This is a genomic window from Streptomyces sp. NPDC026246, assembly GCF_055567995.1.
The window spans coordinates 190,567-213,312 of the sequence record NZ_JBVHPJ010000012.1 but is presented as its reverse complement, the minus strand read 5'-3'; the positions used below and the strand labels follow the sequence as shown (position 1 = coordinate 213,312).

Here is a 22,746-nt window from a genome sequence, read left to right as displayed (position 1 = left end):
CACATCGAGCGATCTCTGCTTCTTTCATTGACAGCAGAAAATAAGCAACATAGGTTCCGGCCATGCAACCCGCCCTCCACCCCGAGACGTTCCCGGTGAACACACCGGCCGCCTCCCAGATCTTCACCACCGTCCTGTCGCACGGCCCCCTCACGCGCCTCGAAGTGGGCCGCCGAGCCGGGCTGTCGCCCGCCGCCGTCACCAAGGCGGTCCGTCCTCTGATCGAGGCCGGTTACCTGGTGGAGGGGGCCGACGAGGACGCCCGTCCCTCGCTCGGGCGGCCGGCGAACCTGGTCCGGGTCGACGGTGGGCGAGCGTTGTTCGTCGGCCTGAAGGTGACCGGTGACGAGATCATCGGTGTCCTCACCGACCTGTGCTGCCGGATCCTCGTCTCCCGTCACACTCCGCTGGAGGGCCGGGACCCCGGATCGGTCCTGGCCTCGGCCGCCGACCTGGTGCAGGAACTGCTCGCCGAGGCGGCCGGCCTCGGCGTCGGGGTCCTGGGCCTCGGCGTCGCCGTGTCCGGAGACGTCGACCGCGGGGAGGGCACCGTCCGCTACTCGCCGTTCCTTGAGTGGCACGACGTGCCGCTGGCCGAACTGGCCGCCACGATCACCGGTCTGCCGGTCACGGTCGACAACGACGTGCGCGCGCTCACCGTCGCGGAACAGTGGTTCGGCGCCGGAGCGGGCCTGTCCGACTTCGCTGTCGTGACGGTCGGCGCGGGCATCGGCTGCGGACTCGTCGTACACGGCCGGGTCGTCGCCGGTGCGCACGGTGTGGCGGGTGAGATCGGCCATGTGACCGTCGATCCGGCCGGCCCACCCTGCCATTGCGGCAACCGCGGCTGTGTGGAGGCGATCGCGTCGGACGCCGCGATCATCCGCCGTATCCGGGAGGCGACGGGGGCCGAGGTCGCCGATCCGCTCCACGCCGTCGAGCTCGCCCGGCAGAACGTGGCCGGCGTCCGGAAGGTGTACGCGGCTGCAGGTGACGCCATCGGCCGCGGCATCGCCACGGTCGCCAATCTGCTCGGCCCCGAGCGCGTGATCATCTCCGGTGAAGGGCTCGCCGCCTACGACCTGTTCGCCGAGCAGATCCGCGACGCCTTCACCGCGGCCGCCTTCGGGTCCGCCGCCCGGTGCGACGTCCGGACCCGCCCCCTGCCCTTCGAGGAATGGGCCCGCGGGGCCGCGGCCACCGCGATCCAGTCCTTCATCAGATCAGACACGAACTAACACGCACGAGGAGCAACGATGACGCAGCAGAGCCGCACTCCCCTGGCTGCGCAGGGTCCCGGCCGTCGCAGAGTCGTGGGCGGGCTGTTCGGTCTCGGAACCGCCGTCCTGTCCGCCCCGCTGCTCACCGCATGCGGCGCAGGAGCGGCAGCCGACCCCAAGACGGTCACGTTCGGCTCCAACGGAGCCGACGCCACGCCGAAGTCGGCCTACGCGGCCGTGACCAAGGCGTTCACCCGGGACTCGAACCTGAAGGTGTCGACCAACACCGTCGACCACGACACCTTCCAGAAGAGCATCACCAGCTACCTGCAGGGCACCCCGGACGACGTCTTCACCTGGTTCGCCGGCTACCGCATGCAGTACTTCGCCAAGAAGGGCCTGTGCGCTCCCGTCGACGACGTGTGGGACACCATCGGCGGCGGATTCAGCGAAGCCACCAAGCAGCTCTCGCGCGGCGAGGACGGCAAGTACTACTTCGTCCCGCTGTACAACTACCCGTGGGCGGTCTTCTACCGCAAGAGCGTCTTCGAGGAACGCGGCTACGAAGTGCCGCGTACGTGGGACGAGTTCACCAGGCTGGCCAAGCAGATGAAGAAGGACGGCCTGGCGCCCATCGCCTCCGGTTACGGCGGCGGCGACAGCTGGTCCGTGCTCGGTGCCTTCGACTACCTGGACCTGCGGGCCAACGGCTACGACTTCCACATGCAGCTCATGCGCGGCGAGGTCTCCTGGACGGACAAGCGGGCCGCCCGCGTCCTGGACCTGTGGCGTGAGGTGACCCCGTACTACCAGAGCGGCGCCGGCGGGCGCTCCTGGCAGGACGCCGCACAGTCACTGATCGACAAGAAGTCGGGCATGGCCGTCATCGGGCTCTTCCTCGGCCAGCAGGTGACCGACGAGAAGATACGCGCCGACATCGACTTCTTCCCCTTCCCGGAGATCGACGGCAGCCATGGGCAGGACGCCGTCGAGGCGCCCACCGACGGGTTCATGCTCAGCCGCAAGCCCAAGAACGACAGCGGCGCGCGGAAGTTCCTGGAATTCCTCGGCGGCGCCCGGGCCGAAGAGCTGTACATGGGCGTCGACCCGAGCAACCTCGCCGTCAACAGGCAGGCGTCCACCGCCTCTTACAACGACCTGCAGAAGAAGTCCGCCGAACTCATCGCCTCCGCCAAGCACATCAGCCAGTTCGCCGACCGCGACAGCGACCCCGGCTTCATCTCCACCGTCGTCCTGCCCGGCCTCACCGAATGGCTCGGCCACCCCGACGACGGAGCGTCGACGCTGAAGAGGATCGAGTCCCAGCGCTCGCGCTTCTTCTCCGCCTGACCAGGACCGGAAAGGCCCCGCCGTGTCCTCCGCGACCTCCCCCTCCCGGCTGAGCAAGGGCGACCGTCTCTTCCTGACGGCCGCCATCGGCCTGCCCGTCCTCGCCCTGCTCGTCTTCGTCTGGCTGCCCGCACTCGCCTCGGTCGGGCTGTCCTTCACCACCTGGGACGGCATCCACCTGAGCGACATCCACTGGACGGGCACGGAGAACTACCAGCAGATCTTCACCAACTACCCGCCGTTCTGGCCCGCCGTACGGCACAACGTCGTCTGGCTGCTGTTCACGGCGCTGCTGCCGACCCCGTTCGGCATCTTCCTGGCCTACCAGCTGGACAAGAAGATCCGCTTCACGCGCTTCTACCAGACGGCGATCTTCCTGCCCATGGTGCTCTCCCTCGCCGTCGTCGGCTTCATCTGGGAGATCATCTACAACCCGGACACCGGCCTGCTCAACAGCCTCCTGGGGGCGACCGGTTCGGCCCACCACATCGACTGGCTGGGCAACCCCGACCTGAACCTGTGGGCCGTCCTCGTGGCGTCCGGCTGGCGGCACACCGGCTACATCATGATCCTCTACCTGGCCGGCCTGAAGAGTTTCGACCCGGCTCTGAGAGAGGCGGCCTCACTCGACGGCGCGAACGGCCGCCAGACGTTCCTGCGCGTGGTCTTTCCCGCGCTGAAGCCGGTGAACATCATCATTCTGGTCGTCACCGTCATGGAATCCCTGCGGGCCTTCGACATCGTCTACGTCCTCGGCGGCGGCATCGGCAGCAAACCCGGTATGGAACTGCTGTCCCTGCTCATCACCGACAACATCATCGGCGAGTCGAGTCACATCGGATACGGCTCCGCCCTCGCAGTCGTCCTGCTCCTGGTCTCCCTGGCCGCCATCGGGGCGTTCCTCTTCCAGACGTTCCGCAAGGAGGACCAGTGACCACGACCGCCCCCCGGCCCGCTCAGCGGTCCCGGCCGGCGCGCCGGCCCGAGCCGCACGACGGCCCCTCCCGCCCGCCCCGCAACCTGGGCCGCCACCTGCTGCTCGGCGGCGTCTCCGTGCTGTGGCTGGTCCCCCTGCTGTGGGCCGTCTACACCTCCTTGCGCTCCTACGGCGACACCTCCGAGCACGGGTACTTCTCCCTGCCGCACAGCTTCGGCCTGGAGAACTACAGCGACGCCTGGAACGAGTCCGGGATGCCGCACTTCTTCTGGAACTCCGTCCTCATCACCGTCCCCGCCGTCCTCGGCACGCTCCTGTTCTCCGCGGCCGTCGCCTTCTTCGTCGCCCGCTTCGACTTCCGCTTCAACATCGCCCTGCTGATGCTCTTCACCGCGGGCAACCTGCTGCCCCCGCAGGTCCTGATCACCCCGCTGTACCGGCTGTACCTGCAGATCCCGCTCCCGCCGTGGATGAGCGACTCCCTGCTGCTGTACGACTCCGCCTGGGGCATCATCGCCATCCACATCGCCTACCAGTGCGGCTTCTGCACCTTCGTCCTCAGCAACTACATGAGGACGGTCCCCAAGGAGATCTTCGAGGCCGCCGTCGTCGACGGAGCGCAGGCCTGGCGCCAGTTCTTCCAGATCGTGCTCCCCCTGTGCCGCCCGGCCTTCGCCGCCCTGGCCACGCTGGAGTCGATCTGGATCTACAACGACTTCTTCTGGCCCCTCCTCCTGATCGACACCGGTGACAAGCGCCCCGTCACCTCCGCGCTGGCCAATCTCCAGGGGCAGTACTTCACCAACCCCAATCTGATCGCGGCAGGTGCGCTGATGACCGCGATCCCCACCCTGCTGGTCTACTTCGCGCTCCAGCGCCAGTTCATCAGCGGTCTCACCATCGGCTCGGGCAAGGGCTGAGCCGCCCCGCTCCCCCGACGGAAACCGAACCCACAGGAGGCACGACCCATGCGGTCATCCTCGTACACCGTCCTGCCCGCACGCACCCTCAGAGCCCTGGTGGTCCTCGCCCTCACCGCGGGCGCCACCACCGCCGTCGCCCCCACGGTCCACGCCGGGACCCGGACGACGTCCGCCGCGGCCTCCACCCCTGCCGAGGTCTCCTCCTCCCTGGCCGCCAAGCCCTACATGGGCTGGTCGAGTTGGAGCATGCAGTCCTCCAAGTACCCGGGTCTCAATCCCGACGGCGACTACAGCTACCTCACCGAGGCCAACGTCCTGAAGCAGGCCGACGCCCTGGCCGCCAAGCTGAAGAAGTACGGCTACGAGTACGTCAACATCGACGCCGGCTGGTGGCGCGACAAGACGTGGAAGCCCGAATTCGACCAGTACGCCCGGCAGAAGGCCGACCCCGTCCGCTTCCCGCGCGGCATGAAGGCCGTCGCCGATCACCTCCACGCCAAGGGCCTCAAGGCGGGCATCTACCTGCCGGCCGGCCTGGAGAAGGAGGCGTACAACGACGGCAGGACGCCGATCTGGAACACCGACGACTGCACCACCGCCGACATCGTCTATGACGACCTGCGCACCACCAACGGCTGGGACAGCTCCTACAAGCTCGACTTCTCCCGCCCCTGCGCCCAGAAGTACATAGACTCCCAGGCCCAGCTGTTCGCCGACTGGGGCTACGACTTCCTCAAGCTCGACGGCGTCGGACCCGGCTCCGGCAAGAGCGGCGAGCAGTACGACAACGTCGCCGACGTCGCCGCCTGGCACCAGGCCATCGCCGCCACCGGCCGCCCCATCCACCTGGAACTGTCCTGGTCCCTCGACATCGGCAGGATCGCCGACTGGAAGAAGCACTCCCAGGGCTGGCGCATCGACACCGACGTCGAGTGCTACTGCAACACCCTCGTCAGCTGGGAGAACTCCGTCGACGACCGCTGGGACGACCTCCCGGCGTGGACCCGGCACGCCGGCCCCGGCGGTTGGAACGACCTCGACTCCCTCGACGTCGGCAACGGCGAGATGGACGGCCTCACCAAGGCGGAACGGCAGAGCTACGCCACCCTGTGGGCCATCGCCAAGTCGCCCCTGTACACCGGTGACGACCTCACCCGCCTGGACTCCTACGGCCTGTCCCTGCTGACCAACCGCGAGGTCATCGCCCTCAACCAGGGCCCGAACCCACCCGCGCACCCGGTCACCCCCTCCGACCCGCAGCAGGTGTGGGCGTCGAAGAACCCCGACGGCACCTACACCGTCGCCCTGTTCAACCTCGCCGCCAAGCCAGCCTCGGTGACCGCCGCCTGGGCCGCCCTCGGCTTCACCGGCAAGGCCGCGGTCCGCGACCTGTGGAACCACGAGAACCTCGGCACCTACAAGGACAAGATCACCCAGGCCCTGCCCGCCCACGGCTCGCGCCTGTTCACCGTCGACCCCAAGGGCGAGGCCCTGACGACCACGGCCTACGAGGCGGAGCGATCCGCCAACACGCTCGCCGGCAACGCCTCGGTCGCCGACTGCTCGGCCTGCTCCGACGGCAAGAAGGTCGGCAACCTCTACCAGGGAGGCAAGCTGACCTTCAACGACATCGTCGTGGCCAAGGCCGGCACCTACCAGGTCAAGATCGCCTACATCAGCGGTGACGCCCGCTCCGCGCAGGTTTCCGCCAACACCGGCGGCGGAACCGGCCACAAGTTCCCCTCCACCGGGGACTGGGGAACCGTCGCGACGGTCAGCGTCCCGGTGACGCTCAAGGCCGGCAGCAACACCATCACGATCGACAGCGGTACCGGCTACGCCCCGGACATCGACCGGATCGACGTACCGAAGACGCTCTGACACCCATGAACACGGGGGCCCGGCCACCCGCCGGGCCCCCGCCCGACGTCCCCGGAGCCGCCCCCATGAACCTCCGCCCGTCACACCCCAGCAGAAGAACCCTGCTCTCGCTCACCGCCACGGCCGGCCTCGCCGGAGCGCTCGGCACCCTGCCCGCCTTCACCGCCTCCGCCGCGCCGCAACGCCCCACCGACGCGCCGTCCCTCCCCGCGTCCCCGGCCGGACGTCTGTGGTGGCAGGCCCCCGCCGACGACCACTCGATGATCGAACAGGGCCTGCCCGTGGGCAACGGCCGCCTCGGCGCCCTCGCGAGCAACGACCCCGGCCGCGAACTGCTCCTGATCACCGACGCCACGATGTGGACCGGCGGGCTCAACGACGTCCTCGACCAGGACGGCCAATTCCCCTACGGCCGTGACGACTTCGGCTCGTTCACCCTGCTCGCCCGCCTCACCGTCGATCTCGACGGCCACGATCTGTCCACCGTCTCCGGGTACCGCCGCACACTCGACCTCGAGCGGGCCGTCGTCACGACGTCCTACGAGCGCTCCGGTGTGACCTACCGGCGGGAGATCTTCGCCAGTCGCCCCGACGACGTGATCGTGCTGCACTTCACGCAGAGCGGCGGCGGGCGCTACAGCGGCACGGTCACCCTGGCCGGGACACACGGCGAGGACGCCGCGACCTCCTTCGGCGCCTCTTTCCCCAACGGACTGCGCTACGGCGCCGCGGTCACCGCCCGCGGCAAGGGCGGCCGCGTGACTGCCGACGGCAAGCGGGTCTCCTTCGCCGGCTGCAGGGAGCTCACCGTGGTGGTGAGCGGCGGCACCAACTACAAGCCCGACGCGGCCACCCACTACCGCGACGCGTCCCTCGACCCCGAGCGCCTGGCCCGCGCCAAGGTCCGTGCCGCCGCCGCCCACACCGTCGGCGCCCTGCTGCGGACCCACGTCACCGACTACCGCGCCCTGTACGGCCGCATGGACGTCTCCCTCGGCACCTCCACCGCCGAGCAGCGCTCCCTGGACACCTGGGAACGCATCCGGGCACGCGCCCGCAACGGGACACCCGACCCCGAACTGGAAGCCGCCTTCCTCCAGTTCGGCCGCTACCTGATGATCTCCGGCTCCCGGGGCAGCCTGCCGCTGAACCTCCAGGGACTGTGGCTCGACGGCAACGACCCCGACTGGATGAGCGACTACCACACCGACATCAACATCCAGATGAACTACTGGCTGGCCGACCGGGCCGGCCTGTCCGACTGCTTCGACGCGCTCACCGACTACTGCCTCGCCCAGTTGCCCTCCTGGACCGACCTCACCCGCGAGCACTTCAACGACCCGCGCAATCGCTACCGCAACTCCACCGGCAAGATCGCCGGCTGGACGGTGGCCATCTCCACCAACCCCCACGGCGGCAACGGCTGGTGGTGGCACCCGGCGGGCAACGCCTGGCTGTGCAACTCCTTGTTCGAGCACTACGAGTTCACCGCCTCCCGCGCCCATCTGGAGCGCATCTACCCCCTCCTCAAGGGCGCCTGCGAGTTCTGGGAGGCGCGGCTGCTCACCACCACCCTGCCGGGCAGCTCGAAGGAGGTGCTGATCGCCGACAGCGACTGGTCACCCGAGCACGGCCCGCTCGACGCCAAGGGCATCACCTACGCCCAGGAACTCGTATGGACCCTGTTCGGCAACTACTGCGCCGCGGCCGCCGAGCTGCGCAAGGACGGCGCCTACGCGGACACCGTCGGCACCCTGCGGCGAAAGCTCCACCTGCCCGAGGTCAGCCCGAAGACGGGTTGGCTCGAGGAGTGGATGTCCCCCGACAACCTCGGCGAGACCACCCACCGCCACCTCTCCCCGCTCGTCGGCCTCTTCCCCGGCGACCGCATCCGCCCCGACGGCTCCACCCCGCCCGCCATCGTCGAGGGCGCCACCGCCCTGCTCACCGCACGCGGCATGGAGAGCTTCGGCTGGGCCAACGCCTGGCGCGGCCTGTGCTGGGCCCGCCTGAAGGACGCCGAGACGGCCTACCAGCTGGTGGTGAACAACCTGCGCCCCTCCTCCGGCGGCAGCAACGGCACCGCCTTCAACCTCTTCGACATCTACGAGGTCGAGAAGGGCCGCGGCATCTTCCAGATCGACGCCAACTTCGGTACCCCGGCGGCGATGATCGAGATGCTGGTGTACTCCCGTCCCGGCCATGTGGAGCTCCTGCCCGCCCTGCCGAAGGCATGGGCCGAGTCCGGTTCCCTCACCGGGGCAGGCGCCCGCGGCGGCTTCGTGGTCGACCTGGAGTGGCGGCAGGGCAGGCCCACCGAGGTACGTGTCCGCAGCGTCGGAGGCCGGACCACGACGATCGCGCACGGGGGTAAGTCCCGCACGGTGTCTTTGAAGCCCGGTGACTCGGTCACACTCAAGGACTTCACCCGATGACGCGCCGGCTCATCCGCGCCGGCGGGTTGACGGCCGCGGTGCTGGCCGCCGTCGCCCTGCAGCCCTCGCCGGCTCCCGCGCAGGCCGCGGGTCAACGGGACGACGTGGTCACCTGGGCGGCGAGCGCGGACCGGATGGGCGAGGCCGTTGCCGACCGGAGCTACCGCCTGGTCGTGCGCACCAGCGTCGCCGGCACCGATCTGCGCATACGGCTCTCCAACGCGTTCGGGGACCGCCCGGTGTCCTTCGACAGTGCCTACGCCGGCCTGCGGGCGGAGGGCGCCGCGCTCGTGCGGGGCAGCAACCGGCGGCTGACCTTCGGCGGAACCCGCTCCGTCACCGTCCCCGCCGGAAAGAGCGTGCTCAGCGACCCCCTGCCCGGCAAGCTGCCCGCCGGGAGCGACCTGGTCGTCAGCATCCACACGCCCGATGCCGCGGGCCCGGCCACCGGCCACGGCATGGCGATGCAGACCTCCTACGCCGCGAAGGGCGACCACACGGCGGAGGCGGGCGCCGAGGCATGGACGGACACGATCGGTTCGTGGTTCTACCTCGACGCGGTCTCGGTCCGCCCACAGGCCGGCACCGGAGCCGTGGTGGCGCTGGGCGACTCGATCACGGACGGCTGGCAGTCCACGACCGACCTCAACCGACGCTGGCCCGACTACCTCGCCCGCCGCCTCCAGAAGGCAGGCACTCCCGTCAAGGGCGTCGCCAACGAAGGAATATCCGGCAACAAGGTCCTGGCCGACGGCGCCGGGCAGAGCGCCCTCGACCGCCTGGACCGGGACGTCCTCTCCCACCCCGGCGTGCGCACCGTGTTCCTGTTCGAAGGTGTCAACGACCTCAAGGCCCACACCGGCGTCACCGCCCAGGACCTGATCGCCGGATACCGGCAGATCGCCGACCGCGCGCACAAGGCGGGCAAGTGCGTCGTCGGAGCCACCGTCGCTCCCTTCAAGGGCTGGTCCGAATGGGACCCGGCCGCCGAAGCCGTACGCCAGGAGGTCAACACCTACATCAGGACCAGCGGCGACTACGACGCGGTCACCGACTTCGACCGGGTCCTGCGCAGCCCCTACGACCCGGAGCGCCTCCTGCCCGTCTTCGACGGCGGTGACCATCTGCACCCCAACGACAAGGGCATGCAGGCCATGGCCGACGCGGTCGACCTGGACCGCCTCGACTGCGACCGCCCGCGCCGCACCGGCTGAACACGCGGTGCGCAGCAGGGCTGGTAGCCGAGCACCAGCCCTGCCACGCCGCGTGACGTGCCCGGCTCGACGCCCACCGGGTGACCGCGTCATGGCGGCTTTCGCGCCATGTCCGTTCATCGGTGCTGCCCGTGGACGACCCGTCGCCCGCCGGAAGCCCGGACGGTGCCGGCCGGACCGGGCCGGCCTGCTTTCCGACCGCACGGATGCCGGGTGACTGCCGCGACGAGCGGCTGCACAGCGGCGGCGGTCCACCGGCCTGTCGCCGTTGCGACATGTCACTTCTACGCCAGCGGATGGTGCTGACATGCCCGCCGTGTGCACGGAGTCTGTCCTACACACGTGATCTCGTGTTGTGCGAAAGGCATTCGACTGATGGCATGGTTCCGCTTGTCCGCGGCGATATCGACGGTGCTGGTGGTGACACTCGGCGGCGTGGCACCCGCCTCGTCCAGCACCGGGGCGAACGAGGCGAAGGAGTTCACCGGCGGCCACGAGCAGGTGGCGTCCGCCACCGTGCGGCTGTTGACCGGTGACCGGGTGACCGTCACCTCCCTGCCCGGGGGGCGGCGCACCGCGTCGGTGCAACCGGGCCCCGGTCGTGAGCGCATCTCCTTCCGGACTCTTGAAGGCGATGACAAAGCGCTGATCGTCCTGCCCTCGGACGCCGAGGCTCTGGTGACCTCGGGCACCTTGGACCGTCGGCTCTTCAACGTGACGGAGCTGGTGGCCCAGGGCTACGACGACGCCCACATGTCCGCACTGCCGGTGATCGTCTCCTCGCGGCCCTCCCCCGACGGGGCCAGGAGCGCTGCGGGGGCGGCGAAGACCGCTCGGGTCACCGCGGACCGGCTGGTGGCGCTGCACACGACAACGGCTCCCACGCGCAGGCTGAGCAGTATCGGAGCGCGGTCGATGCGCATCGCCGGTGACGATCTGGGCCGCTTCTGGAAGACCCTGAACACTGCGGGAACGGACAGTGCCCGTGCGGCCGTCACTCCGCAGATTCTCCTGGACGGCAGGGTGCGGGCCGTACTGGACCGCAGCACGGCGCAGATCAACGCGCCTGCCGCCTGGAAAGCCGGCTACGAGGGTCAGGGCGTCAAGGTGGCCGTCCTGGACACCGGAGTCGACGCGAACCACCCCGACCTGGCCGGTCGCATCATGGAGACCAGGAACTTCTCCACCAGCGTGGACACGAGGGACGTCTTCGGCCATGGCACACACGTGGCATCGACCGTGGGCGGCACCGGTGCCGCGTCCTCGGGAACCCGGCGGGGTGTAGCGCCACGCAGCGGCCTGCTGATCGGCAAGGTGCTGGGTGACGACGGTTACGGCAGTGAGTCCGCCGTCATCGACGGCATGGAGTGGGCCGCCGCGCAGCACGCCGAGGTGGTCAACATGAGTCTCGGTTCGGACGGGCCGGCCGATGGCACCGATGCCATGAGCCGGGCCGTCAACACTCTGACCGCCTCCACGGACACCCTCTTCGTCGTCGCCGCCGGCAACGCGGGTGAGTCGGGTCCTTCCTCCGTCGGGTCGCCAGGCGCGGCCGACGCGGCTCTGACCGTCGGCGCGGTCGACCGCGACGACTCCCTCGCCTCCTTCTCCAGCCGTGGCCCGCGCCTCGGCGACGGTGCGGTCAAGCCTGACGTGACCGCGCCCGGCGTCGACATCGTTGCCGCCCGCGCTGCCGGGACCACCATGGGCAAGCCCTTCGACGCCTACTACACCGGTGCATCCGGCACTTCGATGGCGACTCCCCATGTGGCCGGTGCTGCCGCGCTGCTCGCGCAACAGCACCCGGACTGGGGAGCGCGGCAGCTCAAGGACGCTCTGGTCAGCACTTCCCGCACCGTGCCCCGCACCAAGGTGACGGAGCAGGGCGGCGGACGCGTGGACCTGGCCGCCGCCATGGGCTCCCTGTCAGCCACCGGATCCGTCGCCCTGCCGCCTCTCGAGGCCGGCAGCGGGGGCGGCGAGCAGAAGCCGGCAGGCACCATTCGCTACACCAATGGCGGTGACCGACCCCTGGTGCTGACGCTGTCGGTCCGGCTGGCCACCGATTCCGGGCGCGCGCTTGCGGATGACGTCGTCCGCCTCGGGTCCAGGACCGTGGTTCTGGCGCCCGGCGCCAGAACCGAGGTCCCCGTGCGGGTCGACGCCGCGAAGGCCCCCCGGGGCCGATACTACGGATACGTCACCGCCACGTCGGCTGACGGCAGCGTACTGACGCACACCACGGTGTCCCTCGCCGTCAGGGGCAAGCAGCACAAGCTGACCGTCGTCTACCGCGACCGCGACGGACGCGTGGTGCCCGGCGCGCTACCGAACATATGGGGTGCCACCGAGGGGAACGGATTCGTGGAATACACGGACCGGGACGCGGCTGTCGCGGTCGTCGAAGAAGGTACCTACCACGTCACCTCCGGCTTCCAGGACGAGAGCACCGAAGGTGCCGAGGTGGGTGAGCTCGTCAGTCCTGACGTCGTGGTCACCAAGGACACCACGGTGACCCTGGACGCCTCCGACGTCACGGAGGTGAAGATCCGTACACCTCGCCCGGCCGAGCAGCGAGGCGTACTGGGGACCACCTTCTACCGGCGGATCGACGGTCGTGGGCTGATTCAGGGCCACTTGATGTTCGACCTCGTCAAGCACCTGTACGTGAGCCGTGTCGCTCCGGTCACCGACGGCACCTTCGAGTTCCACTCACGGTGGCAGATGACGGCCCCGCAGCTGCGGATGCACGTGTCCGGTCGCGCGCTCGGTCTCTCTCCCTACTACGACCAGGATTCCGCCGTCTTCGACGAACACGGCGCGCGCCTGACCGCCGTGGACGCGGGCACCTCGACGGCCCCCGCGTTCGGCGGCGCGCGCGGCAGAACGGCCGTGGTCCGCGTTCAGTCGATCGCTGATGACACCCGGAGGCTGGCGCAGAAGGCCGGGGCGGCGGGCGCCGAAGCCCTGTTGCTGGTGTGGCCCCCGGGTGAACTTCCCTGGACCAGGTGGCGTCCGGACGGCCCGCGGACGGCTGTGCCCACCGTGCGCATCTCGTTCGAGGAAGGCACCGCCCTGCTGGAACGGGCGCGCAAGGGCTCGGCCACGCTCGACGTCTCCGGCACCGTGCGCAGCCCGTACCTCTACGACGTGGCGCAGGTGTCGAAGGGGTTCATACCGGCGAACCTGGTGCACACCGTCTCCCTGCGCAACAGCGCCGTGGCTCACGTCTCCTACAGCCGCACGGGCCGTTCGACCTGGGGGAGTGAGCAGCGTTTCGCGTGGAGGCCTTATCAGGACACCGCCTGGAACCAGCACAGCCGCTATGTCCCTCTGGACGCGACGCGTGTCGAGTACATCAGCGGCGGGGACACTCTGTGGAGGCACGTCGTGCACCACAACATCATCGACCGGCCCGATGAGACGCTTCGTGTCGGGATGCAGGACCGTCCCCGCTCCTACCACCCGGGCCAGCGCGTAACGGAACGATGGTTCGGCGCCGTGATCCGGCCGTCGATCCCACGCGACGCGGCCTGGCCCTCGGTCCGGGTCGGTAACACCCTTTCTGTGTTCATCCCCGAGTTCACCGACTCCGGCAGCGGTCACTTCTCGCCGGCCGAGATTCCCTTCCTCGGCTCCCAGCCCGACGTGGCCACAGCACGGCTGTACCGCAACGGTGAGCAGATCGCCGCGTCCGACGAAGGGGCCTGGGGCGACATCGAAGTGCCCGCGGGTCACGCCGACTACCGGCTGGATCTCACCACCGCCCGCGACCCGAGCGACTGGTCCTACGGCGTCACCACCCGCACCTCGTGGTCGTTCCGGTCGGACACCACCCCGAGCGAGTCCCGGCTGCCGCTGCTCCAGCTCGATTACGACGTACCGGTCGACACCCGGAACGCTGTGAGCCGGGCCGAAAAGCACACCCTGGGGCTCTCCGTGCGCATGCAGGACGGCATGGCGCAGCCGCGTGGCGTGCACGTGAAGGTCGAAGCGTCGTACGACGGCGGGCGGTCCTGGGCCGCCGCCGTGACCGCGCGCAAGGGAAGCGGGTACACCGCCGCGGTGGAGCGTCCGGCACATCTGCGCGGGAATGCCTATGTGACGTTGCGCGTCACCGCCAGGGATGCCGACGGCAACACCGTGCAGCAGCAGGTCGATCGCGCCTACCTGCACCCCGGTCCTAGGTGAAGAGAGGGTTCTCCGTCTCCGGCCGTGGGTGACCGGAGACACGTCCTCGGCCTTGCCGCCGTCGTGCGGCTGGGCCGGCCGGGGCGGCACCCACGGCAGGGCCGACAAGGACCGTCCCGGCGTTGCCGACGGCGGTGGAGGCTCCGCCCAGCAGCTCGCACCAGTCACCCTCATCGTCACCGGCTTGACAGGTGACGACACGGTCCGCCAGTATGGCGTCACCGATCGAGACGGTGACGCGGCGGTGACGCTGCACTCCTCTCCCCTTCCCGAAAGGCCATTCCATGTCGAACGATTACACCGCCCACGTCAAGGTCACCGGAGAGGGCCGCAACGGCGGTCGCGCCAGGTCCGATGACGGCCTGCTGGAGACGGATCTAACGCTGCCGAAGGAACTCGGCGGCGCGGGCACGGCGACCAACCCCGAGCAGTTGTTCGCAGCGGGGTGGGCGGCCTGCTTCCTGGGCGCGGTCCGGCTCGCCGCCGCCGAGCGCAGGATCAGGCTGGCCAGCACGGAGATCGACACCGACGTGACGCTCCAGCACGGCGAGGAGGGCTTCTCCCTGGCCGCCGTACTCAATCTTCAGGTGGGGGGCGTCAGTCAGGAGCAGGCCGAGGAGCTCGCTGCCGCAGCCCACCAGATCTGTCCCTACTCCAAGGCGGTGCGCGGCAACATACCCGTCACCATCCACGCGGTCGCCGTCTGACCACCCCCGGGCCCGGTTCGATCGGGCCCGCTGTGCGGCAGACCCTTCGGCCGCGCAACCTCTACCGCGCTCAAGGAGATGTCGAAAATGGAGCACGAAGGCGAATCTGCCGATGCCGCTCAGGTGCGACGCAACCCGCGGTTCTCGAAGCTTCCGGAGCCCATTCGGCTGGAGGACACCACAGAGGAGCGGCCGGCCACGCAGCACGATACGGCCAGCGGGGCCTACAACCCGGACTGGTGGCTCATCCGCATGGGAGGGCTGTGACCTGCGGATTCCTCGTCGATCGGGTCGACGGACCCACTGGGGAACGCGGGTATGGCGGCAAGACACGACTATGAACACCCGGCGCGCTGAGGTTCGGCTTCACGGCGCTTCACGAAAGAGGTGCGCTCTTGCAGCCCCATAGGCTCATCGTCAAGCTGACATCGATCGCCGCCGCCGGCGTGGTGACGATCGGGTGCTTCCTGCACATCTTCTGACAAGCCGGAAGTCGCGGACGCCTTCCCGAAGGTCGCCCGGCGCGGGAAACCGCGCCGGGTCGAGGCTCGGCGGGCGTCACGTAGCGATGTTGCGCAAGGCGACTGCGAGCTTTTTCAGGTCCAGTCCTGTGAGGTGATCCAGGAAATGGCGGCGCACGGCGGCCAAGTTGGTCGGCCACGCCTTCTCGAGACGGGCAAAGCCTTCATCGGTGAGGATGGCGTGGTAACCGCGAGCGTCCTCGGTCGACCTCACGCGCCGAATCAGGCCTTGGGCCTCCAGCCGGCTCGCCAGGCGCGTGATGCCGCTGAGCGACATGTCGATGGCGGCAGCGAGATCGCTCATGCGCAGTTGCCTGTCCGGAGCCTCGGAAAGATGCGCCATCGCCAGGTACTCGATGAGCGAGAGCCGTTGCTCACGGATCATGTCGGCGTCGATCGCGCGAGGCAGCGTGTAGATGACACGGCTGAGCGATCGAACGACGGCTTCTTCGTCCGGACTGAGCGGCTTCGGCGCTTCCGGCTGCGGTACGAGGCGTGACATGACCCCTACTTTACTTGCTCCGTAAAAGATCTTTACCGGACACGGCCGACTTGGGCCGACTCTTGGACAATATTGCTGAGCGAAGCAAAATGATGCCACGGTGCACTGCTGGCTCCAGGAGGGCGACGTCTCGTGCCGCGCAAGGGCACGCGCGCACGCTTGCCGGACCGTCGTTTGTTTGCTCAACTATATGCTTGGTGGTGTCTGCCGCTTCTGTCGGCGGAAGCGGCAGGCACCCTGAAGCAATGTGTGAGTCGCGGCTCAACGGCCCCCCGTCCGTTGGGCCGCATCACATTTCGTCGTGATCCGGCGGCGCGACGGCCGTCGTCAGGGTCCCCCGTGGACGGCTCCCCGTCCTGGCACCTCCGGCCTCGCCGGGTTGCGATGAAGGCCGGGCCGAGGCACATGTGCCTCGGCCCGGCCTTCACGGGCTCTACCCCTCCGCGCTCAGGGCGCCGCGGGTCACTTCGTCAGATAGGCGTCGATGATGGTTTCGTCGACCGTGTTGCCTTGTCGGTCAACGGCCTTGGCTTTGAAGGAGACACTGCCCCCGGCCTTGGGGTTCACAACCTGGACGCTGCCGTTGTGCACGCGCAGTTCCCGCCAGTGCTCTCCCCGGTCATAGGAAGCCCACACGGTCAAGGCCCCGAGGTTCCGCCCCGCGGCGGAGCCCTTCACAGTCACAGGCACGCGCACCCTGACCCCTGCCTTGCTCGTGTTCTCAAGGGAGAGCGCGGGAGTGAAGCGCACGACGGAAGTGGGGATCTCCGTCCGTCCCGGCGCGTACTCGGAGGTGAACGTCCAGCTCGTGGTCAGGCTCGTCGATACGTCCGCCACCCCCCCGCGGTCGACCGTCACCGTGACCCGGTAGTCGGCGCGCTCGTGGTCGGCGATGTAGAACAGGTCCATCGGGTAGATGCTCGTCCTGACCAGTTCGCCGTCGCGGTAGACGGAAGTACGCGAGCTCTCGATGGGCGATTGGTTGTCACTGCTGTTTCCTCTGCGATCCGAGAACAGCGGAAGGTCGCCGTCCAGTGCCTCGTCTGCGCGGAAGAGACCCGCACGGCCGTTCGGGAGGTCCGGTCCGAAGACACCGACGTTGAATTCCTGCTTGTAGGAATGGCCGGGCCGGAACGTGCGCGCGGGCGCGCCGTAGGCGGTTTCGTAGGCGCCGTTCGCGTCGATCTGCTTGAAGGTCATCCACCAGGAGGTGTCGGTCGACAGCAGGTGGAGGGTGCCCCGGTAAGGCAGGGGATGCTCCGCGCCATAGCCGGAACCGCCTTGCACGGGTGTCGGAGTGACGAAACCGGACTTGTTCTTGGCCGCGGCTCCCAGCGACTGCTCCACCTCCGCGTACTCCCGGGGCCTGGTGTGGTGGGTGAACCCCGTCAAGTACTCGTCGCCCTCCGGCAGATACACCAGGTGGTACTCGTCCTCACCCGTGGCACCGGTGGAGAACGACAGTGAGAGCTGCTGGCTCAGCTTGTCCCCGGGGTAGCCCTTCGGGCCGAGGTGAGCCGTGCGGAAGTCCTCGAAGGAAGCGGTCATGTACGAGAAACCGGCCATGGTTCCGTCGGGGAGATCGTTCGCGACGCCGTAGTGCCCCCAGGTCTGGTACGCGGAACGATCCGGGACAGTGACGTCGATGGGCTCGGCGGTCCGGGCGTCCACGGTCACCGTGATGTCCTCGGTTACCTCGAGGCTCGGCTGGTTGATCCAGTCCACGCCGCGGGTGGTGGCGCCCTGCGACTCCGACCGGATCAAGCTGTTGAGGAAGTAGCGGCCCTTGGGAAGGCGTACCGAGTCCCTCGCCGCGGACAGATCGGTGGACAATCCCCTGTCGGGTCCGGTCAGACCTGCCAGGGTCGCGGCCCAGGACGCGGCCGGCTTGCCTGTGCGGTCGAGCGTCTTGAGCGTGACCGTGTAGTGCTCCGACTCGCGCTCCACGGCCATCGCGGTGCCTACCGTCTGTCCCCCGCCGGTGGCTGTGATTCGTCCGGTGAACGCTCCGGTGACATCGCCGGTCCGCGTGTCCACGGTCACCTTCACCGTCTCTTGTCCGTGGGCCGGGACAGTGACCTGATCGTCCACGGTGAACATGCCGCGGGGAGCCGGTTCTCCGTCCGGGCCGGTGGCGTCCACCGTCAGCTTCAGGGTGACGGGAGCGTCTCCGGTGTTGCGGTAGGTGAGGTTCTTGGCAAGCGGTTGATCATCGGTGTGCGGCCACTGGGCGATACCGAACGAGAGCGATGCCTCACGAGCGAAGACGCTCTGCTCGATCGCCTTGTGCAGGTCGACCCGGCCCGATCCCTGCTGGAACGCCGAGTACTCCCCCGCAGTCGTCGAACCGACCAGGGCGGCCTTGAGGTCACCGCCGTCCCAGTCGGGGTGCTGCTGGGCCAGGACCGCTGCGGCACCGGCGACGTGGGGGCTGGCCATGGAGGTGCCGCTGAGTGCCACATAGCCCTCGGCGACATGATGGCCGTATCCCTCCAGACGGCTGCCCTTGGCGGAGGCGGCTCCGATGTCCACTCCGGGCGCCGTCAGGTCGGGCTTGATGGCTCCGTCACCGTTGCGCGGACCGACGCTGGAGAAGGCGGCAAGGTGGTCCTGCTTGTCGACCGCGCCGACGGTGAGAGCGGCGTCCGCGCTTCCGGGCGTGGTGACGGAGCCCGGTCCCTGGTCGCCGGTGTTGCCGGCGGCGATGACGAAAAGGGTCTCGCTCTCGGCCGACAATGTGTTGACGGCCGCCTCCATCGGATCGGTCTCCTGACCGTTGTAGTGACCGAGGCTGAGGTTGGCGATGTCCGCCTTCTCACCGACGGCCCATTCCATCCCTGCGATCACCTGCGACATGGTCCCGCTGCCGGTGTCGTTGAGGACCTTTGCGCTGAGGATGCGGGCTCCGGGAGCCACTCCCTTGTACTTGCCGTCGGACTTGGCGCCGGTGCCGGCCGCGATGGAAGCGACATGCGTGCCGTGACCGTACAGGTCCCTTGTATCCGGTGCATCGGAGAAGTTGCGCTCTGCGACCACTTGGCCGGCGAGATCCGGGTGGGTGGCGTCGACACCGCTGTCCAGGACGGCGATGCGTGAGCCGGTCCCGTCGAAGCCCGCCGCCCAAGCATCCGGGCCGCCGATCTGCGGCACGCTCTTGTCCAGGTCCGCCTGGACGACGGCGTCAAGCCACACCGATGCGATACCGGCCGCGACAGTGCGGTCGGTGGCGCGAGCCGGTCCGTCGGTGATCTCGGACCACAGCCGCGCGCTGCCGCTCGCGGGCGTGGTGATGGCGTCGGCGTTGATACTGGACAAGGTGCGGTGCACCTCTGTCCCAGGGACGGAGCGCAGTGCCGTCCTGACGACCGGACGAGCCGACTCGTACATCACGATGAGCCGTAGTCCGCCCTTCGCGTTGGCGGGTTCGCTCAGGGTGGTCACATCGAACAGCCGGCGATCCAGACGGCCGCGGGCGATCGAAGACCGTGCGTCCTCGGGTACGGCGTAGGTGTGTCCGCCGGTGGTCTCCACCCGCACGGGTATGCCTTCACGCCCTTTCGCAGGGCGCAGGGACACGACGTCGCCTTCGGCATCGACCGAGATCCGGTCACCGGTGATCAGCTGGATCCACCGGTGAGCCGAACCGTCGGGCGATCGGCCCGGGGCCCGAGATGCAGGTTCCAAGGTCGCAGCGGAAGCCGCCGTCTGGGTCGCCGCATCAGGGTCGGCACGTACCTCGGCCACCGCCGACGGGGTTCCGGCGGCGAGCACCATGCTCATCCCGATGACCGAACTGAGCATTGTGCTCATGGACTTGAGTTTCACATTTCCCTCTCGCTCTTCCACCTTGCGCCAACTCATGGGTCGCATGGTCGACTTGGTGGTGCGACTTCCTGCACCTCACGTCTATAGCAGTGGGTAGTTGCCCAATCAAGCACATGTGGCTCATGCACCCGTCATTGCCGTGGAGAGCAGCGCGTCCACCAAGCCGGAGAGCAGATGCCGCGATGTCGCCGCAGGAAGGGAGGATCGCTCACGCCGTGTCGGCCGTCGCGCCGGACCTGATCAGCGGACGATGTCCTGAGCAGCTTGTTCGATGATCCGGGCGACGACGTCGGGCTGTGAGACGGTGACGGCGTGGGACGCCTTGATCTCGACGGTGTGGGCGTCGGCGCGCTCAGCCATGAAGCGCTGGGCCGCCGGGGGGATGTTGCGGTCCTCGGTGGCGATGAGGCTGTAGGAGGGGATCGCCTTCCAGGCGGCGGCGGACGCTCGGGCTTCGAGAGCCGAGGCGGCCACCGGGCGCTGGGTGGCGGCCATCAGGCCGGCGATGCCGGTGGGGGTGTCGGCGGCGAACTGGTCGTGGAACCTGTCGGGCTTGATGTAGAGATCGGTTCCGGTGCCGCCGTCAGGCAGGGGGAAGGGGACAGCGTCCAGGGTGGGGCCCAGCGTGCTGCCCGGGTACATGTTGGACAGTTCCAGTGCGCTCTCACCCTGGTCGGGGATGAAGGCGGCGATGTAGACCAGGGCTTTGACCTTGGACGAGCCGTGTGCGGCTGCACTGATGACGGCGCCGCCGTAGGAGTGGCCGGCCAGCACGACAGGGCCCTGCACGTGCTCGAGGACGCTGCGTACGTAGTCGGCGTCGCCGGCCAGGTCACGCAGCGGATTGGCGACCGCCAGGACGGGATGGCCGCCCCGACGCAGGCGCTCGATCACACCGTTCCAGCTGGACGAGTCCGCGAAGGCACCGTGCACCAGCACCACCGTCGGCTTGCTCTGAGAGATGTTCTGACCACTCATCACTGCACTCCTCGAACGCTCGGGAACGAACGGTCAGGCCCTCGACGGGGCCGGGCCTCTTGCTCCGCAAACACTAGTGCGCGATTATCTTGTACGCAAGTTAATCTCCCGCGATGGTTTCTGTACCCATCCCCGCCCGCCGCCCGCCGCCTGCTCCCCGGGCCTCGCGAGCGAGGCGGCACACCGCCTCGCTCGCGACAAGGGCTGGTGCCCCTTCGGGACATCGGCTACCGACATGCCGGGCGCGGGTCACCACCGTCACTGCGGCAGGCACCACCCGGTCGGAGGAGGCGCCGCGCCTGCGACGGAAGGGGCAGGCCCGATTCGAGATGAGCTACGGCGTCGACGAGACGGCCGAGCCGCGCGCCTCGCTCGGCCCCATCCGCACCCCGGGATCGAACCCTGGGCAGACCCACTCGGAGCCGGGCAGCGCGATTCTCGCGGTACCGCCACCGACAGGCGCCGCACATCAGGGGGCGTCACGCGGACCGATCCCGAGGACCGGTAGGCGCAGCGTTCGGCAAGGCCGGCCGCCGTCCGGTAACCGCCGGCGTGGAAGCCGGGTCCTCCGGGCCGTTCGCAGGCCCGCGGGTCAGCCCTGCCCCTCAGCTCGCGCGACGCGAGCCGCCGTGGCCAGGTCCATGTCCGTCGTCTCGGGTGCGAGCCACTGGGACACCAGGCCGCCCAAGGCGAGGACACCGGCACCGACCAGAAGGACGAACTCCGCACCGAAGCGGTCCAGGCCCATCGGCAGCAGAAAGGTCCCGATGGCGGCGCCCACCCGGCTCATGGCGGTGGCGAAGCCCACGCCGGTGGTCCGCAACGACGTGGGGAACACCTCCAAGGGGTAGATCGCGGTCAGCGCGCTGGAGGCGGCGTTGAGGAAGATGAAGAACAGGAATCCGCCGACGACGACCGGGGTGGAGGACGGCCACACCGCAACCATGGCGAGACAACCCGCGGTGATCCAGAACGGTGGGATCAGCAGTCGGCGGCGCCCGATGCGGTCCACGACCAGGCAGCCCGCTGTCACACCGGCGACGGCCGTGAAGGAGTACACGAGCAAGGCGGCGACGGCGTTGTCCCCCATGTTCAGGGCCTCGAACACCGGGGTCCAGAAGGTGCCGATGGCGAAGTACGGCAGGACGAGCGCCGCCCAGAAGACACTGGCGAAGACGGTGCTGCGCAGGTGGCGTCGGCTGAACAGGGCCCGGAAGCCCTCTCGTTGCGGCTGTGCGGACTCCTCGATCTCGGCGTCGACATCGACTTCGATGCCGTACTTCCCGATCAGTGCCTCGGCCTCCTCCCTGCGTCCCCTGCTGAGCAGCCATCGGGCCGACTCCGGGACGCCGCCGCGCAGGGCCACGCACACCATGGCGATCACCGCACTGCTGGCGAGCGACCAACGCCAGCCTCCGTCGACGTCCGCGAAGAGGGCACCGACGACGGTGGCCAGCGCGTAGCCGACGTACCAGCTGATCTCCAGACTGGCGAGGAGCCGGCCGCGACCCTTGCGAGGTGCGTACTCCGACAGCAGCGGGGCGCCGATCGCGTACTCGCCTCCGATGGCCACGCCCATCACCAGGCGGATGAGGAAGAGCTGGAGTCCGTCGGCGACGAAGAACTGCAGGACCGAGCCGATCAGGAAGATCAGCATGTCGAAAAGGAAGACGGGGCGTCGCCCGAACCGGTCCGCGAGCCGACCGAAGAGCGGGCCGCCGATGAAGATGCCGATGAGCGGGGAGGCGCCCACCAGCCCCTGCATGAAGGTGGAGAGGTGCAGATCGGTGGTGAGGGCGGCCATGGCCATGCCGATGCCGCCGATGATGTACCCGTCGATGCCCTGCCCTATCTGGGTGGCCAGCTTCAGCTTCATGTGAAGGCGGCGGCGCTCACGGTGGTCCGCGGCAGCAGGCTGGGGGTCGCTCGGGTGGTGCCTGGTCGCAGGCGTCATTGCCATGTGCGGTCCTTTTCTGGTGGGTCTGCGGGCAGCGCGGACTGAACGGAGGTCCGTGTCGAAGGGAGCTGAGCGGCAGGCGGGAGTAAGGGTGCGGGGAGGAGT

At 68.9% G+C, this 22,746-nt stretch carries 14 protein-coding genes; 10 read left to right on the top strand and 4 right to left on the bottom strand.

Annotated elements, in window-relative coordinates:
* Nucleotides 1-62 precede the first annotated feature (62 nt).
* The 10 genes from ACZ4M5_RS27600 to ACZ4M5_RS27555 all read left to right on the top strand — a co-directional run bounded on the left by ACZ4M5_RS27600 (nucleotide 63) and on the right by ACZ4M5_RS27555 (nucleotide 15,125).
* A complete protein-coding gene (locus ACZ4M5_RS27600; RefSeq protein WP_467740543.1) occupies nucleotides 63-1,238 on the top strand; it encodes an ROK family protein in 1,176 nt (391 codons plus the stop codon).
* Nucleotides 1,239-1,256: 18 nt separating this feature from the next.
* Complete coding sequence (locus ACZ4M5_RS27595; RefSeq protein WP_467740541.1) at nucleotides 1,257-2,570, top strand: ABC transporter substrate-binding protein; 1,314 nt, start codon at nucleotides 1,257-1,259, stop codon at nucleotides 2,568-2,570.
* Nucleotides 2,571-2,592: 22 nt separating this feature from the next.
* Nucleotides 2,593-3,504, top strand: a complete 912-nt coding sequence (locus tag ACZ4M5_RS27590; RefSeq protein WP_467740539.1) for a carbohydrate ABC transporter permease — start codon at nucleotides 2,593-2,595, stop codon at nucleotides 3,502-3,504.
* Nucleotides 3,501-4,427 (top strand): carbohydrate ABC transporter permease, encoded by a 927-nt coding sequence (locus tag ACZ4M5_RS27585; protein ID WP_467740537.1) that lies wholly within the window; start codon nucleotides 3,501-3,503, stop codon nucleotides 4,425-4,427. The genes ACZ4M5_RS27590 and ACZ4M5_RS27585 overlap by 4 nt, the downstream gene beginning before the upstream one ends.
* 48 nt (nucleotides 4,428-4,475) lie before the next feature.
* Entirely contained in the window at nucleotides 4,476-6,311 is a 1,836-nt protein-coding gene (locus tag ACZ4M5_RS27580; RefSeq protein WP_467740535.1) for an alpha-galactosidase D, read from the top strand.
* A gap of 65 nt (nucleotides 6,312-6,376) precedes the next feature.
* On the top strand, nucleotides 6,377-8,746 hold the full coding sequence (locus ACZ4M5_RS27575; RefSeq protein WP_467740533.1) for a glycosyl hydrolase family 95 catalytic domain-containing protein: 2,370 nt from the start codon (nucleotides 6,377-6,379) through the stop codon (nucleotides 8,744-8,746).
* Nucleotides 8,743-9,960, top strand: coding sequence for an SGNH/GDSL hydrolase family protein (locus tag ACZ4M5_RS27570; protein ID WP_467740531.1), 1,218 nt, complete (start codon nucleotides 8,743-8,745; stop codon nucleotides 9,958-9,960). Before ACZ4M5_RS27575 ends, ACZ4M5_RS27570 begins: the two co-directional genes overlap by 4 nt.
* Nucleotides 9,961-10,335: 375 nt before the next feature.
* Entirely contained in the window at nucleotides 10,336-14,151 is a 3,816-nt protein-coding gene (locus tag ACZ4M5_RS27565; RefSeq protein ID WP_467740529.1) for a S8 family serine peptidase, read from the top strand.
* 284 nt (nucleotides 14,152-14,435) lie between these two features.
* The gene (locus ACZ4M5_RS27560) at nucleotides 14,436-14,858 is read left to right on the top strand and encodes an Ohr family peroxiredoxin (RefSeq protein WP_467740527.1); all 423 of its coding nucleotides are present in this window, start codon (nucleotides 14,436-14,438) and stop codon (nucleotides 14,856-14,858) included.
* Nucleotides 14,859-14,945: 87 nt separating this feature from the next.
* Nucleotides 14,946-15,125 carry a hypothetical protein gene (locus ACZ4M5_RS27555; protein ID WP_467740525.1) on the top strand — a complete coding sequence of 60 codons (180 nt, stop codon included), beginning with the start codon at nucleotides 14,946-14,948 and terminating at the stop codon, nucleotides 15,123-15,125.
* 291 nt (nucleotides 15,126-15,416) lie between these two features.
* On the opposite strand, the gene ACZ4M5_RS27550 is transcribed toward ACZ4M5_RS27555, so the two are convergent.
* The 4 genes from ACZ4M5_RS27550 to ACZ4M5_RS27535 form a co-directional block, all read right to left on the bottom strand.
* The gene (locus tag ACZ4M5_RS27550; protein ID WP_467740523.1) at nucleotides 15,417-15,881 is read right to left on the bottom strand and encodes a MarR family winged helix-turn-helix transcriptional regulator; all 465 of its coding nucleotides are present in this window, start codon (nucleotides 15,879-15,881) and stop codon (nucleotides 15,417-15,419) included.
* A gap of 462 nt (nucleotides 15,882-16,343) precedes the next feature.
* On the bottom strand, nucleotides 16,344-19,742 hold the full coding sequence (locus ACZ4M5_RS27545; protein ID WP_467740521.1) for a S8 family peptidase: 3,399 nt from the start codon (nucleotides 19,740-19,742) through the stop codon (nucleotides 16,344-16,346).
* Between the two features lie 204 nt (nucleotides 19,743-19,946).
* Nucleotides 19,947-20,684, bottom strand: coding sequence for an alpha/beta fold hydrolase (locus ACZ4M5_RS27540; RefSeq protein WP_467740519.1), 738 nt, complete (start codon nucleotides 20,682-20,684; stop codon nucleotides 19,947-19,949).
* Between the two features lie 592 nt (nucleotides 20,685-21,276).
* Nucleotides 21,277-22,644, bottom strand: a complete 1,368-nt coding sequence (locus ACZ4M5_RS27535) for an MFS transporter (RefSeq protein WP_467740517.1) — start codon at nucleotides 22,642-22,644, stop codon at nucleotides 21,277-21,279.
* Nucleotides 22,645-22,746 lie beyond the last annotated feature (102 nt).

Bases quoted from the DNA above. Each gene is read 5' to 3' on its own strand.
- ACZ4M5_RS27600 (WP_467740543.1), top strand. From the start codon at position 63: ATGCAACCCGCCCTCCACCCCGAGACGTTCCCGGTGAACACACCGGCC.
- ACZ4M5_RS27595 (WP_467740541.1), top strand. From the start codon at position 1,257: ATGACGCAGCAGAGCCGCACTCCCCTGGCTGCGCAGGGTCCCGGCCGT.
- ACZ4M5_RS27580 (WP_467740535.1), top strand. From the start codon at position 4,476: ATGCGGTCATCCTCGTACACCGTCCTGCCCGCACGCACCCTCAGAGCC.
- ACZ4M5_RS27575 (WP_467740533.1), top strand. From the start codon at position 6,377: ATGAACCTCCGCCCGTCACACCCCAGCAGAAGAACCCTGCTCTCGCTC.
- ACZ4M5_RS27570 (WP_467740531.1), top strand. From the start codon at position 8,743: ATGACGCGCCGGCTCATCCGCGCCGGCGGGTTGACGGCCGCGGTGCTG.
- ACZ4M5_RS27565 (WP_467740529.1), top strand. From the start codon at position 10,336: ATGGCATGGTTCCGCTTGTCCGCGGCGATATCGACGGTGCTGGTGGTG.
- ACZ4M5_RS27560 (WP_467740527.1), top strand. From the start codon at position 14,436: ATGTCGAACGATTACACCGCCCACGTCAAGGTCACCGGAGAGGGCCGC.
- ACZ4M5_RS27555 (WP_467740525.1), top strand. From the start codon at position 14,946: ATGGAGCACGAAGGCGAATCTGCCGATGCCGCTCAGGTGCGACGCAAC.
- ACZ4M5_RS27550 (WP_467740523.1), bottom strand. From the start codon at position 15,881: ATGTCACGCCTCGTACCGCAGCCGGAAGCGCCGAAGCCGCTCAGTCCG.
- ACZ4M5_RS27545 (WP_467740521.1), bottom strand. From the start codon at position 19,742: ATGAGTTGGCGCAAGGTGGAAGAGCGAGAGGGAAATGTGAAACTCAAG.
- ACZ4M5_RS27540 (WP_467740519.1), bottom strand. From the start codon at position 20,684: ATGAGTGGTCAGAACATCTCTCAGAGCAAGCCGACGGTGGTGCTGGTG.
- ACZ4M5_RS27535 (WP_467740517.1), bottom strand. From the start codon at position 22,644: ATGGCAATGACGCCTGCGACCAGGCACCACCCGAGCGACCCCCAGCCT.